Annotated in this window: 10 protein-coding genes and 1 pseudogene; 8 read left to right on the plus strand and 3 right to left on the minus strand. The window is 62.4% G+C overall.

Annotation, left to right across the window (positions count from 1 at the left end; genetic code table 11):
• Positions 1–133: 133 nt before the first annotated feature.
• The 7 genes from PspS04_RS03445 to PspS04_RS03480 all read left to right on the plus strand — a co-directional run bounded on the left by PspS04_RS03445 (position 134) and on the right by PspS04_RS03480 (position 12,147).
• Positions 134–1,729, plus strand: a complete 1,596-nt coding sequence (locus PspS04_RS03445; protein WP_095171250.1) for an FAD-binding oxidoreductase — start codon at positions 134–136, stop codon at positions 1,727–1,729.
• 4 nt (positions 1,730–1,733) lie between these two features.
• On the plus strand, positions 1,734–3,317 hold the full coding sequence (locus PspS04_RS03450; RefSeq protein WP_159993655.1) for a glycerol-3-phosphate dehydrogenase/oxidase: 1,584 nt from the start codon (positions 1,734–1,736) through the stop codon (positions 3,315–3,317).
• A 75-nt stretch (positions 3,318–3,392) separates the two neighbouring features.
• Positions 3,393–4,961, plus strand: a complete 1,569-nt coding sequence (locus PspS04_RS03455) for an FGGY-family carbohydrate kinase (protein WP_095171246.1) — start codon at positions 3,393–3,395, stop codon at positions 4,959–4,961.
• A gap of 331 nt (positions 4,962–5,292) precedes the next feature.
• A complete protein-coding gene (locus tag PspS04_RS03460) occupies positions 5,293–6,468 on the plus strand; it encodes an integrase core domain-containing protein (RefSeq protein ID WP_159993658.1) in 1,176 nt (391 codons plus the stop codon).
• Between the two features lie 923 nt (positions 6,469–7,391).
• Positions 7,392–8,708, plus strand: a complete 1,317-nt coding sequence (locus PspS04_RS03470) for a phospholipase (RefSeq protein WP_159993662.1) — start codon at positions 7,392–7,394, stop codon at positions 8,706–8,708.
• A gap of 50 nt (positions 8,709–8,758) precedes the next feature.
• Complete coding sequence (locus PspS04_RS03475) at positions 8,759–10,714, plus strand: DUF1302 domain-containing protein (protein WP_159993664.1); 1,956 nt, start codon at positions 8,759–8,761, stop codon at positions 10,712–10,714.
• A gap of 59 nt (positions 10,715–10,773) precedes the next feature.
• Positions 10,774–12,147, plus strand: a complete 1,374-nt coding sequence (locus PspS04_RS03480; protein WP_095169523.1) for a DUF1329 domain-containing protein — start codon at positions 10,774–10,776, stop codon at positions 12,145–12,147.
• Between the two features lie 51 nt (positions 12,148–12,198).
• Here PspS04_RS03480 and PspS04_RS28035 read toward each other — a convergent pair whose 3' ends face one another.
• Together PspS04_RS28035 and PspS04_RS28040 are read right to left on the minus strand one after the other, a co-directional pair.
• A complete protein-coding gene (locus PspS04_RS28035) occupies positions 12,199–13,062 on the minus strand; it encodes a methyl-accepting chemotaxis protein (protein WP_401129984.1) in 864 nt (287 codons plus the stop codon).
• Between the two features lie 42 nt (positions 13,063–13,104).
• Positions 13,105–14,118: pseudogene (locus tag PspS04_RS28040) on the minus strand (methyl-accepting chemotaxis protein); the annotation flags it as partial.
• 263 nt (positions 14,119–14,381) lie between these two features.
• On the opposite strand from PspS04_RS28040, the gene PspS04_RS03490 reads away from it, so the two are divergent.
• Positions 14,382–15,215 (plus strand): phosphatase PAP2 family protein, encoded by an 834-nt coding sequence (locus tag PspS04_RS03490; RefSeq protein WP_159993666.1) that lies wholly within the window; start codon positions 14,382–14,384, stop codon positions 15,213–15,215.
• A 100-nt stretch (positions 15,216–15,315) separates the two neighbouring features.
• Here PspS04_RS03490 and PspS04_RS03495 read toward each other — a convergent pair whose 3' ends face one another.
• Entirely contained in the window at positions 15,316–15,699 is a 384-nt protein-coding gene (locus PspS04_RS03495) for a hypothetical protein (protein ID WP_159993668.1), read from the minus strand.
• Positions 15,700–15,779 lie beyond the last annotated feature (80 nt).

Genomic DNA, 15,779 nt, shown 5'->3' on the forward strand with positions numbered 1-15,779 from the left:
TGCCTGGAGCCGGGTTCGCGTGTTGGCTCAATTGGCTACTCGCGCTGGCCGGATGCGACCGTGACAGGCGCGGGGGGCTGGCTAGTATAGGCGCCTGAAATGTCACTTATAAGAACCGCAAAAGGACACACACATGCGACGCTGGAACGGCTGGGGGGATGCAACCACGGTGGTCGAATTGCCGGCCCAGGGCGCGGGGTTTCTCGCCGCACGGGTGGGCACCGGACGGGCATTGCCCGACGCCACACTGGAAACAGCCCTGGCCCGGGTTCCGGCTTCGCGCCTGGCGGAGCACCCGCTGTATAGCGTGCAGGCCCATGACCGGCTGATGCATGCCCGTGGCCAGAGCCTGCCGGACTGGCTGGCGCTGCGTGAGGGCGCGTTGGGCGTCTACCCCGACGGGGTGGCCTTCCCGCAGAGTGCCGAGCAGATCCGCGAGTTGCTGGCGCTGGCCCAGGAGCGCGACCTGTGCCTGATTCCCTACGGTGGCGGGACTTCGGTGGCCGGGCACATCAATCCCCCGGCCTCCACCCGCCCGGTGCTGACGGTGTCCCTGGCCCACATGAACCGTTTGCTCGACCTCGACGAGCAGAGCCTGCTGGCCACTTTCGGCCCCGGCGCCAGTGGGCCACAAGTGGAAAGCCAGTTGCGTGCCCGGGGTTACACGCTTGGGCATTTCCCGCAGTCGTGGGAGTTGTCGACCCTCGGCGGCTGGGTGGCGAGTCGCTCCAGCGGCCAGCAGTCGCTGCGTTATGGGCGGATCGAGCAATTGTTCGCCGGCGGCACCCTGGAAACCTTCGCCGGGCCGCTGCAGATCGCGACCTTTCCGGCCTCGGCCGCGGGCCCCGACCTGCGTGAGGTGGTGTTGGGGTGTGAAGGGCGGTTCGGAATCATTTCCGAGGTCAAGGTGCGGATCAGCCCGCTGCCGGCCGACGAACGTTTTTATGGGGTGTTCCTGCCCAACTGGAGCCAGGCCCTGCAAGCCATCCGCCAGTTGACTCAGGCCCGTGTGCCCCTGTCGATGCTGCGCCTGTCCAATGCCGTGGAAACCGAAACCCAGCTGGCCCTGGCTGGTCATCCGCAACAGATCGCCTGGCTGGAGAAGTACCTGTCCCTGCGCGGGGCGGGTGCCGGCAAATGCCTGCTGACCTTCGGCGTGACCGGCAATCGGCGGCAGAATGCCCTGTCCCTGAGCCAGGCCCGCCAGCACTTGAAAGCCTTTGGCGGGGTGTTCACCGGGACCTTGCTGGGCAAGAAGTGGGCCCAGAACCGTTTCCGTTTTCCCTACTTGCGCGAGAACCTGTGGAACGCCGGCTACGTGGTGGACACCCTGGAAACCGCCACTGACTGGAGCAATGTCGACAACCTGCTCAATCGCATCGAAACCAGCCTGCGCGACGGTCTGGCGGCCGAAGGCGAGCAGGTGCATGTGTTTACCCACCTGTCCCATGTCTATGGCGAAGGCTCGAGCATCTACACCACCTACGTGTTCCGCCCGGCGGCGACTTACCCAGCCACCCTGGCGCGCTGGCAGGCGCTCAAGCACGCGGCCAGCCAGACCATTGTCGAACACCACGGCACCATCAGCCACCAGCACGGCGTGGGCAAGGATCACGCCCCCTACCTGTTGCGCGAGAAGGGCGCGCTGGCCATGGACACCCTGCAGGCGCTGAGCCAACACTTCGATCCGGCCGGGCGCCTGAACCCCGGCACCCTGCTGCAGGAGTGAGGGCATGACCCAGGACTGGAATGCCGCGTGGCGCCAGCAGGTCTTGCCGACCCTGACGCAGCAGAGCTGGGACCTGATCGTTATCGGCGGCGGCATCAGCGGCGCCGGAATCCTGCGCGAAGCGGCCCGTCGCGGTTGGCGTTGCCTGCTGCTGGAGCAGCGCGACTTTGCCTGGGGCACTTCCAGCCGCTCCTCGAAGATGGTCCATGGCGGCTTGCGCTACATCGCCAAGGGCCAGTGGCGCCTGACCCGCGACTCGGTCCACGAGCGCCAGCGCCTGCTCGACGAAGCGCCGGGGTTGGTGGAGCCCATGAGTTTCATGATGCCGCACTACCGTGGCGGGTTTCCCGGGCCGCGGCTGTTCGGCGGGCTGTTGACGGTGTACGACGCCCTGGCCGGGCGGCGTAACCATCGCTTTCATGACGCCCAGCAACTGCGCTACCTGGCCCCTGGGCTCAAGGAGGACCAGTTACTGGGCGGCACCTGTTTTGTCGATGCGCTGACTGACGATGCGCGCCTGGTGATGCGGGTGCTGGCGGAAGCGCGGGCGGATGGCGCTCTGGCGCTCAATGGCGTGCGGGTCGAGCAATTGCTGCGCGAAGACGGTCGGGTCTGCGGGGTGCAGGTCGCGGACAGCGAGGGCGGCGAGCCGTTGCAGTTGCGCTGTCGCACGTTGGCGGTGGCCACCGGGGCCTGGGCCGAGCGCCTGCGGCCCAATGATGCCCCGGCGCAGTTGCGCCCACTGCGCGGCAGTCATCTGTTGCTGCCGGGCTGGCGCCTGCCGGTGGCCCAGGCCTTGACCTTCCTGCATGCGCGGGATCGGCGGCCGGTGTTTGTATTTCCGTGGGAGGGCGCCACGGTGGTGGGCACCACGGACCTCGATCACCAGGATGATCTGGACCAGAGCGCGAGCATCAGCAGCGAAGAACTCGAGTACCTGCTGGCCGCCTGTGCCCAGCAGTTTCCCCAGGCCGAGGTGGTGGCAGACGATGTGCTGTCGACCTGGTCGGGGGTGCGTCCGGTGGTGGGCAGCGCCCGTGGCGAGCAAGCGGGCAAGCCGTCCAATGAAACCCGCGAGCACGTGTTGTGGCTCGAACCCGGCTGCGTGACCCTGGCTGGCGGCAAGCTGACCACGTTCCGCCCGCAGGCCCTGGAAGTGCTAAAGGCCTGTGGGCAGATGCTCGGGCGCAACGTCAGCGATGACGGCGCGCCGGTGTTTGCCAGCGTGCCGACATTGTCCATCCCCGGACTCAGCGCCAGCCAGTGGCGGCGCCTGGCCGGACGCCATGGCCGCGACTTGCCGCGCCTGGCGCGGTTGCTCGAGCAACTGGGCTGCGCCAGCGTCGGCGCGAGCGACACCCTGTGGGCGGAACTGGCGTTCGCCTGCGACGCCGAACTGATCCTGCACCTGGACGACCTGTTGCTGCGCCGCACCCGGATTGGCCTGTTGCTGGCCCAAGGGGCGGCGGACTATCTGCCGGCCATTCGCCGTCTGTGCCAGCCCCGCCTGGGCTGGGACGATGCCCGTTGGCAGGCGGAAGAACAGCGTTATCGTGCCTTGTGGCAACGCCATCACGGTTTGCCATGAATCTCCCGTCACGGCTGTTACGGGGCGTCAGTTGCCAACGATGTGTAGATATCAGTGCCCATTCAAGAGAGCTCCATGGATAACGACAAGAATAAGCGCTACCTGCTGGCAATCGACAATGGCACCCAGAGCGTGCGCGCGTTGCTGTTCGACCTGCAGGGCAATCTGTTGGGCAAGGGCAAGGTCGAGCTGCAGGCCTACTACTCCAGCCAGCCCGGTTGGGCCGAGCAGGACCCGGACTACTACTGGGCCAAACTGGGCGAGGCCTGCCAGTTGTTGTGGCAGCAGACCGGCGTCGACCGCTCGCAGATCGCCGGGGTGTCGCTGACCACCCAGCGTGGCACCCTGATCAACGTTGATGCCCAGGGCCAGGCTCTGCGCCCGGCCATCCTGTGGCTCGACCAGCGCCAGACCGAAGTCGAAGGCGGGATCAAGGGGCCCTGGGGCTGGCTGTTCAAACTGGTCGGCGCCCAGGCCACCGTGGACTACTTTCGCGCGCAGGCCGAAGCCAACTGGATCGCCCGGCATCAACCCCAGGTGTGGGCGGCGACCGACAAGTTCCTGCTGCTCTCGGGGTTTCTCACCCATCGCCTGTGCGGGCGGTTCGTCGACTCGGTGGGCTGCTGTGTCGGTTACCTGCCGTTTGACTTCAAGCGCCTGCGTTGGGCCGCGCCTGCCGACTGGAAATGGCAGGCGCTGGCGGTCCGTCCGGAGCAGTTGCCGAGCCTGCTCAAGCCTGGGGAAACCCTGGGCCACATCAGTGCCGAGGCCAGCCGGCACACCGGTATTCCCGAGGGCGTGCCGCTGATCGCCGCGGGAGCCGACAAAGCCTGTGAAGTGCTGGGCGCCGGCGTGGTCGACCCAGCCACGGTGTGCCTCTCCTACGGGACCACGGCCACCATCACCACGACCCGCTCGCGCTACCTGGAAATCGTCCCGTTGATTCCGCCGTACCCCGCCGCGGTGCCGGACCAGTACAACTGCGAAGTGATGATCTACCGCGGCTACTGGATGGTCAGCTGGTTCAAGAATGAGTTCGGCCTGCGGGAAATGCAGCAGGCCAAGGAGCAGGGGCTGGAACCGGAGCAACTGTTCGACGCCCTGGTCAACGCGGTGCCGCCTGGCTCCATGGGGCTGATGCTGCAACCCTACTGGTCGCCGGGCATCCGCGAGCCGGGGGTGGAGGCCAAGGGTGCGATGATCGGCTTTGGCGACGTGCACACCCGGGCGCATATCTACCGGGCGATCCTCGAAGGCCTGGCCTATGCCTTGCGCCAGGGCAAGGAGAATCTCGAGCGGCGTTCCAAACAGCCGATCCAGCGTTTGCGGGTGGCCGGTGGCGGGTCGCAGAGCGATGCGGCGATGCAGCTCACGGCGGACATTTTCGGCCTGCCGGCGGAGCGCCCGCATGTCTATGAAGCTTCTGGGCTGGGGGCGGCCATTTGCTGTGCGGTGGGGCTTGGCCTGCATGCCGACTTCCCCTCGGCAATCGCGTCGATGACCCGGGTTGGAACGGTGTTTTATCCACAGCCTGAGGCGCAGCAGATGTATGAGCGGTTGTACAAGGAGGTTTACCTGCGCATGTACCGTCAGCTCAAACCGCTGTACCAGAGTATTCGGCAGATCACCGGGTATCCTGCCTGATGTGTGGGCGCGAGCCTGCTCGCGATAGGGCCCGCACAGCCAACACCAGTGCAGCCTGGCACTGCGCTATCTTTGCTGGTGTCCGAATTTCCCCTGTGGGAGCGGGCTTGCTACCGTGGCGGCCTCTGGGGTATTGGATTAGGCAGAGTACATATCCATTTCTGCGGTAACGGCTTCCTATGGTTCCGCCTGACGGCGGCTCACTTTTGAGAAGCGCAAAAGTAAGCAAAACGCTCTTTCCGGTATGACTCACCCACATGGGTTACAAATCAGTTCACGCACATAGGTAACAGTTATTAACTGGCATGGTCGATTTCGCGAGGATCTGACCATGCCCTGGAGAGAGCTGAAACCTATGGATCGAAAAGTGATGTTCATCGCTGCCTATCTGGCGGACAAACACACCTTCAGCAAGCTGTGCAGTGACTACGAGATCAGTCGAAAGACTGGCTATAAATGGGTCGAGCGATACAAAGCTGAAGGGCCTAGTGGGCTTGAGGAACGCAGCCGTTGCCGGCACAACCAGAGCTACGTGGTGCCTGTCGCTGTTAGGCAGGCAATCATCGAGCTTCGGTCTATCGGAGAAACAACTCCAGGGCCTAAGAAGATCCAAAATGACTTGCTCAAGCGCTTTCCCGATCAGGATCCGCCGTCAAAAACGACCATCTACAACATCCTTAAAGCAGCCGACTTAATTACGCCGCAGCGTGTACGACGGCGTGTCGCGGTCTATCCCAAACCTTTGAGCAAGGCAGAAAAACCTAATCAGCTCTTTAGCGCGGACTACAAGGGCCAGTTTCTGACGGGCGCCGGAGTTTGGTGCTATCCACTGACGATCATGGATCACGCCAGCCGTTTTCTACTGGCCTGCCAGAGTATGTCCAGTACCAATCTGAAGGAGACCCAACAGACCTTTGAGCGAGTTTTCCGCGAGTACGGGTTGCCGGAGCGTATTCGAACTGACAATGGTGTGCCATTTGCCAGTACCGGCCGTGCCGGGCTGTCGCAGCTGTCGATATGGTGGCTGCGACTAGGGATTATTCCTGAGCGAATTGAGCCTGGCCGTCCGGACCAGAATGGGCGTCACGAACGCATGCACCGAACGCTGAAAAGTACCTTGCCTCAACCGCCCGCCATTCCTTGGGAGGCTCAGCAGAGACAGTTTGACCGCTTTATGCAGCACTACAATTATGAGCGGGGGCACGAGGCGCTTGACCAGAAAACGCCTGCTTCCTGCTATTCACCCTCGACTCGGACTTACCCGGAAAAGTTGCCTGAAATGGGGTATGCGAGCCACGTGGAGTGTTACCTGGCTGATAGTAATGGAATCATTAATCGAGCAGGTCTGCGGATTTATATAGCCAATGTGCTTAAGCATCAGACCATTGGAATGGAGATGATCAGTGATGATGTGTGGGAGGTGATATTCGGTCCGGTAATCCTAGGCCGGGTCTATGCTAGAGAGGCAAAGAACGGGTACGTGTCGATAAAAGTGTTACCTATGTAAAGGTACTTTTTTGTAACCCATGTGGTTGTCCCGTACATTCCCCACCACTTGGCACCTCGCTTGGGCTCGGTGTGCCCTCACTCCGGCTTGAATCCGTGGGCCGCCGCCACGCGCCATCCATGGCGCGGGGCGGCTAACCCGGCGTCCTGCCGGGTTACCCACGGCTTCAAGCCTGCGTTCGGCCAGCGTGGTTAACGGGGCGCCCAGGATCAAAAGCCAGAACCAAAGCAAAAGCCAGAGCCAGATCAAAAGATGGCTGACTTCGTCAGCGTCTTACGAAGTAGAAGCTACACCGCGCATGCCCTAGCGATCAGGTCGGCTTTCAGGCCGCCTCGCTTTGTTTTTGATCCTGGGGCGCCCCGTTAACCACGCTGGCCGGAGTCCGATATTGATTTGGGGGGTAAACCGGCAGGACGCCGGTTTAGCCGCACTGGGCCAGGGACGGCCCATTGCGGCGGCCCCCCAAATCAATGTCGGAGTACGGGCATGCCGAGCCTAAGCGAGGCACCGAGTGGTGGGGGTAAGAGCGTTTTGCTTACTTTTGCGCTGTTCAAAAGTGAGCCGCCGTCAGGCGGAACCATAGGAGGCCGTTACCGAAGAAATGGATATGTACTCGGCCTGATCCAACACCCCAGAGGCCCAGAGGTGCAACGTCGCACCACAGTTGTGTAGATACCTATGCCGCGATGGGGCCAGCTCACAGCCAACATTTATCGACCTGACACACCGCCATCCCGGGCAAGCCCGGTCCCACAGGCTCGCTCCCACAATGGATTTTAGCTGTTCGCAGATTGTGTATACCGCCACCCAACCTGCTCGCGATGGCGCTATCGGAGAGTTTTTTTGGCCAGATTGGACAGTGTCAGGGCCGGGGTCGGTTGTTAGGCTCAGTGCTCGAATTCAGCCAATAAGAACCAAAAGCTATGAAGCTGACAATTCTCCTGCTGCTGCTCTGCGGCACCGCTCCGGCGGCGTGGGGTTGGTCCAACCATACGGTCGGCAGCTACCTGGCGTTGCAGGAGTTGCCGGCCCTGCGCGAGGCACCCCAGGTCACGGTCGAGCCGCTGGAGCAGTTCCTCACTGAGCAATATGGCGCCATCGCCGAGTTGTTCGAGCAGCAGGAGCAATTCGCTCGTCAGCACTTTGCCCAGTACCCGCCACGTCCCGACAACCTGAAGTTGCCCGCAACCCGGGGGGACAATGTGCGCCAGGCGTTTCTCAACGCCCTGCGGGTCAATCCGCAGATCCACCTGGCCATGGTGATCCAGCCGATGCCCGGGCAGGACCAGCCACAGCGCGCGCACCTCAAGGCTGAACAGGTAATGGTCGAGCAGACCCTGTCGCCGTGGAATCGCCAGCGCTTTATCTTGCTCGAGCAGGGTGAACACGTCGCGCCCCTGGCCGTGCTGGCCAGCGCCGCCGACGAGCCGGATTACGGGCACGACATCAACCTGTTCAGCGACAACCCCGGCGAAGTGGCCGCGGTCTACGGCTTCGGTCCGCAGCCGTTCGGCGATGAGCGATTCCAGTACAGCTCCCAGGCGCCGTTCCATATGGGCTTCTTCCACGAGAGCCCAGTGGTCTATGCCGCCGCCGGTTTTCTGCAGCGCAGTTGGCCGGATTGGCGCGCCTATCAGTACCTGGGCCTGGCGCGGCTAGCGTTCGCCACGGGTCATTCCTACTGGGGCTACCGCTTTCTGGGCTGGGGCCTGCACCACATTCAGGACCTGACCCAGCCCTATCACGCCAAGCCACTGCCGGGCGTCGAGCTGGCGAGCATGCTGCTGATGGAAGGCCAGGCCCTGGCCGGTTACGACAGTGACAAGCGCGCGGCCATCGAGCGGGTTGCCAGTCGCCATATGGAGGTGGAGAAGTATCAGGCCGCCTGGCTCTACAGCCTGTTGCGCAGCGGGCAGCCCGTGCATCCGATGCTCCAGGCCTACGCCGATACCGCACAAGACACCAGCTACCCGCCCTATTCGGTGGACTACCTGCGCGACGTGGTCAGCGCCCAGTCCGCCGAGGCCGGCGCCATGTTTGACCAGGCCATCGGTGAATGGCTGGAGACGGCGCCGGCTACCAGCAATTTCAGCAGTGGCAATCAGCTGCAAACCGAAGACTACGACCACCCATTACTCAACCAGCAGCTGTTCCAGTTGTTGGGGCATTTCGGTGCGCACAGCCGGATTTATGTCGGTGCCGGACTCGCGCCAGCGGTGGCAGGCAACGCAGCGCCTTAACCGCTGCCCGAAAACAAAAACAACAAGATCAGGGAAGGGAGGAACACCGCATGAGGATTCGATTACGCCATTCGGGCGCGGCGATATCCGGGGTAGGCCTGGCAGGGCTGTTGCAGCTATGCGTGGTCGATGGCGCGTTGGCTGCCGAGTTCAAGGTGCTGGACAACCAGGTCACGGGCTCGTTCGACAGCACCTTGTCCTACGGTCGCTTGTGGCGGGTCCAGGGACGGGACAAGAGCAACGACGACGTCAACACCAACGACGGTAATCGCAACTTCGACACCGGGCTGGTATCCGAGGTGTACAAGATCACCTCGGAGCTGGAAGCCAACTACCAGAACTACGGGGTGTTCATGCGCGGCACCGCGTTCTACGACACTCAGTTGATGGACAAGCGCAACGATTACTACCGCAACAACAGCCCCTCGCAACCGAGCCAGAGTTACCCCGACGACGACCATTTCACCGACGAGACCCGCGACATCGCTGGCAGCCGGGTCGAGATGCTCGACGCCTACGTCTATGGCAACTGGGACGTGGCGCAGATGCCGGTGACGGCGCGCCTGGGTCGCCAGGTATTCAACTGGGGCGAAGGCATTTTCTATCGCGGCGGGATCAACACCACCAACCCGGTGGACGCGGCCAAGTACCGCCTGCCGGGTGCCGAGGTCAAGGAAGTGCTGATGCCAGTGGAGGCGGTCAGCTTCAACATCGGCCTGAGCGACAACCTGACCATGGAAAGTTTCTACCAGACCAACTGGAAAGAAACCCGCATCGATCCGGTCGGCACCTTCTACTCCCAGGGCGATCTGTTCGCCGACGGCGGCAACACCGGCTACAACAACTTCAGCGGCACCGCCCTGGATACGCCAGTGCCGGGCTTTGGCAACGTGATCGGCTTGTACGAAGCGCTGGGCAACAACCCGGCGCTCAACCAGATCCTGGGCAGCACCGGCTTGTACGCCAACGGCGTGACCCCGGCCTACGGCAACACCCTCAAGGTAGCGTCCATCGGCAAGGACATCAACGCGCGTAACGACGGCCAGTTCGGCTTCGCCTTCCGCTACATCGCCGAAGAGCTCAACAGCACCGAGTTCGGCGTGTACATGGTCAACTACCACGCCAAGGAGCCGACCATCGCCGCCAATCTGGGTGGCTACAAGGGCATCGACATGGACGCCCTGACCAATCTGTTGAGCGGTCTGGCCGGTAGCCAGGCCGCTGCATTGGCCAATGGCCTGGCCACCGCCGACGTGATGGGCAACATCCAGGCCAATCGCCGCTACGCCGAAGACATCCGCATGTATGGCTTCAGCTTCAACACCACTTTGGGCCAGGCTTCGGTCTTCGGTGAGTTGGCCTACCGGCCGAACCTGCCGATTGGCATCGCGGCGACCAACGACCTGATCGGTGACCTGGCCAACGGCGCAGCCGCTGCGGTAACCGGCCAGTCGATCAACGTCGGCGGGCAGATGGTCACCCTCGACAGCCAGATCAACAACGCCGAGCGCGTGGAAGCGTTCAATACCTCGCTGGGCAGCATCTACAACTTCGGCCCGAACCTGTCGTTCGATTCGATGTTTGGCGTATTCGAGCTGGCCTCCGAGCACTTGCGCGGCAGCAGCCTGCAGTACACCGCCTTCGACGGCAGCAACCGCTACTACGCCGGCACCGGCAACACCTCCTATGTCTCGGGCGGTGATCGGGACGATCAGATCAATCGCGACTCCTACAGCTACACCCTGATGGTCAACGGCACCTGGAACGACGTGTACGCCGGGGTCAACGTTTCGCCGTACGCGGTCTACAAAGACGACTTCAAGGGCAACAGCTACCAGGCCGGCAATACCATCGAAGGGCGCAAGGCCTACACCCTGGGGATCAAGGCCAACTACCAGAACAAGCTGGAAGCGGAGCTGCAATACACCGAGTTCTACGGCGGTGGCCAGAACAACAGCATTCGTGACCGCGACAACGTCGGTTTTAACCTCAAGTATTTCCTGTGACGGTTCAGGCCCCCTGGCATGCGGGCGCCGTGGCCCTGCCTTTGATTCGGAGAACATCCATGCTTCACACACCACGATTGCTCAAGACCAGCCTGGCGCTGGTCCTCAGCCTGGCAGCGGGCAGCGCGCTGGCCGCGCTGTCACCCCAGGACGCGCAACAACTGAAAACCAGCCTGACGCCCCTGGGCGCCGAGCGTGCGGGTAACGCAGCCGGCACTATCCCGGCCTGGGATGGCGGCATCACTCAGGCGCCCAAGGGCTATGTGCCGGGCAAGCATCACCTGGACCCATTCCCCACCGACAAGCCGTTGTTCACCATCACCAAGGCCAATCTGGAGCAGTACAAGGGGCAGTTGACGGCGGGTCAGATCGCGTTGTTCAACAGCTACCCCGACACCTTCCAGATGCCGATCTACCCCAGCCGTCGCTCCGGCTCGGCGCCGCAGTGGCTGTACGACAACACCTTCAAGAACGCCACTTCGGCCAAGTTGCTGGACGGTGGCAACGGCTTCAGCGATGCCTATGGCGGCGTGCCGTTCCCGGTGCCCAAGGACGGCGTCGAGGCGTTGTGGAACCACATCACCCGCTATCGCGGAATCTATGTGGTGCGGCGCGCTTCCGAAGCACCGGTGCAGCGCAATGGCAGCTTCGCCCTGGTGACTTCGCAACAGGAAGGGCTGTTCACCTACTACCGTCCGGGTGGGCAGTTCGCCGACCTGAAGAACATCCTGTTCTACTACCTGGCCTTCGTGAAGAGCCCGGCACGCCTGGCCGGTGGTGCGGCGCTGGTGCACGAGACCCTGGACCAGATCAAGGACCCACGCCAGGCCTGGGTCTACGACGCCGGGCAACGTCGTGTGCGGCGGGCACCGAACCTGGCGTACGACACCCCGATCGCTTCTTCCGATGGCTTGCGCACGGCGGACGACACCGACCTGTTCAACGGCTCGCCAGACCGCTACAACTGGAAGTTGGTGGGCAAGAAAGAGGTCTACATTCCCTACAACAACTACAAGGTCACCAGCCCTGAAGTGAAGTACGCGGACCTGCTCACGCCGGGGCACCTCAACCCGAAATTCACCCGCTATGAGCTGCACCGGGTGTGGGTGGTGGAGGGCACGCTGAAGCCGGGCTCGCGGCACATCTACTCCAAGCGTGTGCTGTTTCTCGACGAGGACAGCTGGGGTGCGGCCGTGGTGGATCAGTACGACGGGCGAGGGGAGTTGTGGCGGGTGTCGATGGGCTACCTGAAGAACTTCTACGACCTGCCCACCACCTGGAGTGCGCTGGACGTGTTCCACGACTTGCAGGCGCGCCGTTACTACGTGCAGAACCTGGATAACGAAGAGTCGGAAACCGTGGACTTCGCGCAACCGGTGCCAGAGGACTCCTACTTCATGCCGTCGGCGTTGCGCCAACGCGGTACGCGGTAAGGCAAAGCCGCGCGTCAACGATGACGCGCGGCTGTGGTTTAACGCGTAGGCCTACACCCGGAAATGGCTGACCATCATCTGCAACTGGTTACCCAGGCGTGCCAGTTCAATGCTCGAGGCGGCGGTTTCGTCGCTGGCGGCGGCGGTCTGTTCCGAGACGTCGCGCACGTTGACGATACTGCGGCTGATTTCCTCGGCGACCGCGCTTTGCTGCTCGGCTGCTGCGGCGATCTGCTGGTTCATCGACTGGATATTCGACACCGTGCGGGTGATGTTTTCCAGCGACAAGCCGGCCTTGCGGGTCAGTTGCACGCTGCTGTCGGTCAGGCTGCGGCTGTTGCTCATCACCGTAGCGACCTGCTGGGTGCCGTTCTGCAATGCGGCCACCAGGCCTTCGATTTCCTCGGTGGATTTCTGCGTGCGTTGCGCCAGGCCGCGGACTTCGTCGGCAACCACGGCGAAGCCACGTCCCGCTTCACCGGCCCGCGCCGCTTCAATGGCGGCGTTGAGCGCCAGCAGGTTGGTCTGCTCGGCCACGGCCTTGATCACGTCCATGACGCTGCCGATCTTGTCGCTTTCCTTCTGCAGGACGCTCATGGCCTCGGTGGAACGCACCACCTCACTGGCCAGGCGCTCGATCTGGGTGATCGCTTCGTTGACCACCCGATCACCTTCACGGGCTTCGCCATCGGCGGCCGCGGCGGCTTGCGAGGCTTGTTCGGCGTTACGCGCGACTTCCTGCACGGTGGCGGTCATCTCGTGCATCGCGGTGGCGACCTGATCGGTCTCGACCTTCTGGCTGTTGACCCCGGCGCTGGTTTCTTCGGTCACCGCCGATAGCTCTTCGGCGGCGCTGGCGATCTGGGTCACGCCATCCCGAATGCCGCTGATCAGGTCGCGCAGGGTCACGCCCATGCGGGCGATGCCTTGCTGCAATACGCCAAGTTCGTCGCGACGGGTAACGCGGATGTCCTGGGTCAGGTCGCCGCTGGCAATCCGTTCGACCACTGCCAGGGTGTCGCGCAGCGGACGGGTGATCTGGCGGGTGATGAGCACTGCGGCGAGCACGCCGACCAGCAAGGCCAGCAAGGTGCTGATCAGTTGCAGGGTGCGGGCCTGGGCGCTTTCGATGTCGCGACGATCGAGCTGGATCTGATACAGCGCGTCGCTGCGGGTCACGATGTCGCTGCCCTGGACGGTCATTTCCTGGCGTGCGGTGATGGCTTGGCTATTGGCTGCCTTGTAGGTCTGCAAGGCACTGCGGTAGCTGCTCAGCACCCGTTCCAGCTGGCGCAGGGCGTCGCCCTGGGTGTCGGCAAAATGCTGGTTGAGGGTTTTCAGGCTGGCAATCGCGGCGTCCAGTTGCACGGCGGCCTTCTGCTCGGTAGCCGGGTTGCTGTCGGCGGTGTAGCCGCGCACTTCGTAGCGGGCCAACAGGAACTGCTCCTTGGCCTCGGTGATCACCTGGAACTGCTCGAAACGCTGGTCGCTGAGGGGCATCTGGCGCACACGGCTGTTGATGTCGTTGATCAGGTTGTTGGCGATTTCCGCGTTGTCGCCCATGGCCTGGCGCGCACTGTTGGCAGCCAGGTAGGCGCTGCGCATTTTGTTCAGCGACTGCTGGTAGGCGTCGATGACCGCGCCTTGCTCGCGGAGCAGCTTGAGGTTGTCCGGGCTCTTGAACTGCGCCAGCAGGGCCTGTTGCTGGGCCTTGAAGTCATCGAGGGAGCTTTGCACGGTCTGGGCCACGCCCTCGTCACCGTTGGCAAGCATGTACTGCAGGCGGGTAATGCGCAGCTTGGTCAGCCCCGCGTTGAGGCGGGTGATATCGCTCATCCAGTTGCTGCGGTCGATCAGCCCGCCCAGGCTGGTCCAGCCCGTCAGGGCGAGCACGCAGGTAAGGGCCAGCACCAGGCCGAAACCCAGGCCCAGCTTGAGGTTGACGCTGATGTTGGCGAACCAGCTATTCATAAACAATTCCTCCAGGAACGTTGCACTACTTAGTCGTCATTGGGCTGGAAGATTGTTTTTTTTGGGAGCCAGCAAGGGGTGTAGATGGCCTGTATCGGCCGCAGTCGCGATAGCTGAACCGATTTTTGTCACAAGCGGATCACCGCTATTCAGCGCGTTGTCGGAGGGCTTGCCTGAGATCAGGTTTTTTTCACATTCATTTCACCAACCACCCACCTGCCGGTCTTTAGTGTCCGGCGATCGATACCGAGTGGGGATCCACGATGCAACTGTTCGCGCGCCAGCGATTCTATTGGATGAACCTGGGAATCGCGCTGCTCTGTGCGGCGCTGGTGTTCCTGTTGTTCGACATGACCCAGGTCGACATAGCCTTCAGTAACCTGTTGTTCGACCCAGTCAGCCAGACTTTCCCACTCGATCACATCCGCTTGTTTGAGCAGTTCACCCACAAATGGGCGCGGATCGTGCCGAACTGGACCGCAGAAATCGCCCTGATCGGCGGGTTGTTGTCGTTTGTCTGGCCGCGGATCAATCGTCAGAAATACCCAGGCTTCAGCGCGATTCTGGAGCGAAGCAAGGTGGCGCCCGTGCTGCGCTTTACCACCGAGTATCGCCGGGACTTCTGGTTCGTGGTGTTTGCCTTCGCCATCTGCACCGGGGTGATCCACTTCCTCAAGGCGCACACCAGCGTGTACTGCCCGATCGAGACCACTCTCTATGGCGGCAAGCTCGCGCATATCGAGTGGTACAGCAACTTCCAGTTGTTCAAGGAAGCGGGCGACGGCCGCTGCTGGCCAGGCGGCCATGCCTCCGGCGGCTTCACCATGCTGGCCCTGTACTTCGTGGCCCGGCGTCATCAGTGGCGCTTTTCCAAGGCCATCCTGTGGGGCTCGCTGGGACTGGGCTTCATCTATGGCACCACACGGGTCCTGCAAGGCTGGCACTACATGTCCCACACCTTTTGGGCGGGGATCTTCGTCTGGCTGACCTGCTTGCTGACGGCTCTGGCGTTCTACGGGCGGGCGCGGCTGGATGTGCCGGTGTTGCAGAAGGTCAAGGCTGCGGACTCTGCGACGCAGGTCGAGGCAGCAGGTTGAGGTCGGTCCTGCAGCGCAGGTCACGACCTACATAGGAGATTGCCAGCGAAGGCGAGCGTGAGATCGACCTCGCTGGCAAACATGAGTACGCCAGTAGTGACTAGATCCAGCCAGCGACTTTGCCGATGCCAGCCACTAGAAAAAGCAGGCACAAAAGCACTAACCCACTCCAATGTAATACGACCAGCGTGCGCTTGAGTGGGGCGGGGAAGTTATGGATATCTTCGGCGCAAATAGCACCTTTGTTGATGTACCGACGAGGAAATGTAACGAAGCCTGCAATCCCCCCTATCAACATTAGCTGCCCCCAAGGTCCGATTCGCCGAGATCCAGACAACCTCATCACCGAGCGACTGTTTTTCAGATGCTCCAGCATGACGTCCATCTTCGCGTACGCCAGGTAGAGCGCGATGACGATCCATATAATCATCAGTAGGAGAACTACGCCGCCGAGCGAGCCAACGAAAAATGCCGACTTGCTCATTCGACTTCATCGCTGTCGTCAGCGGAGGTCTTGGCCCCGACGGTGATGTGATAGCGCTTCATGCGACGTGCGTCCTTGTT

Origin of the sequence: Pseudomonas sp. S04 (assembly GCF_009834545.1) — a bacterium.
GTDB lineage: Bacteria > Pseudomonadota > Gammaproteobacteria > Pseudomonadales > Pseudomonadaceae > Aquipseudomonas.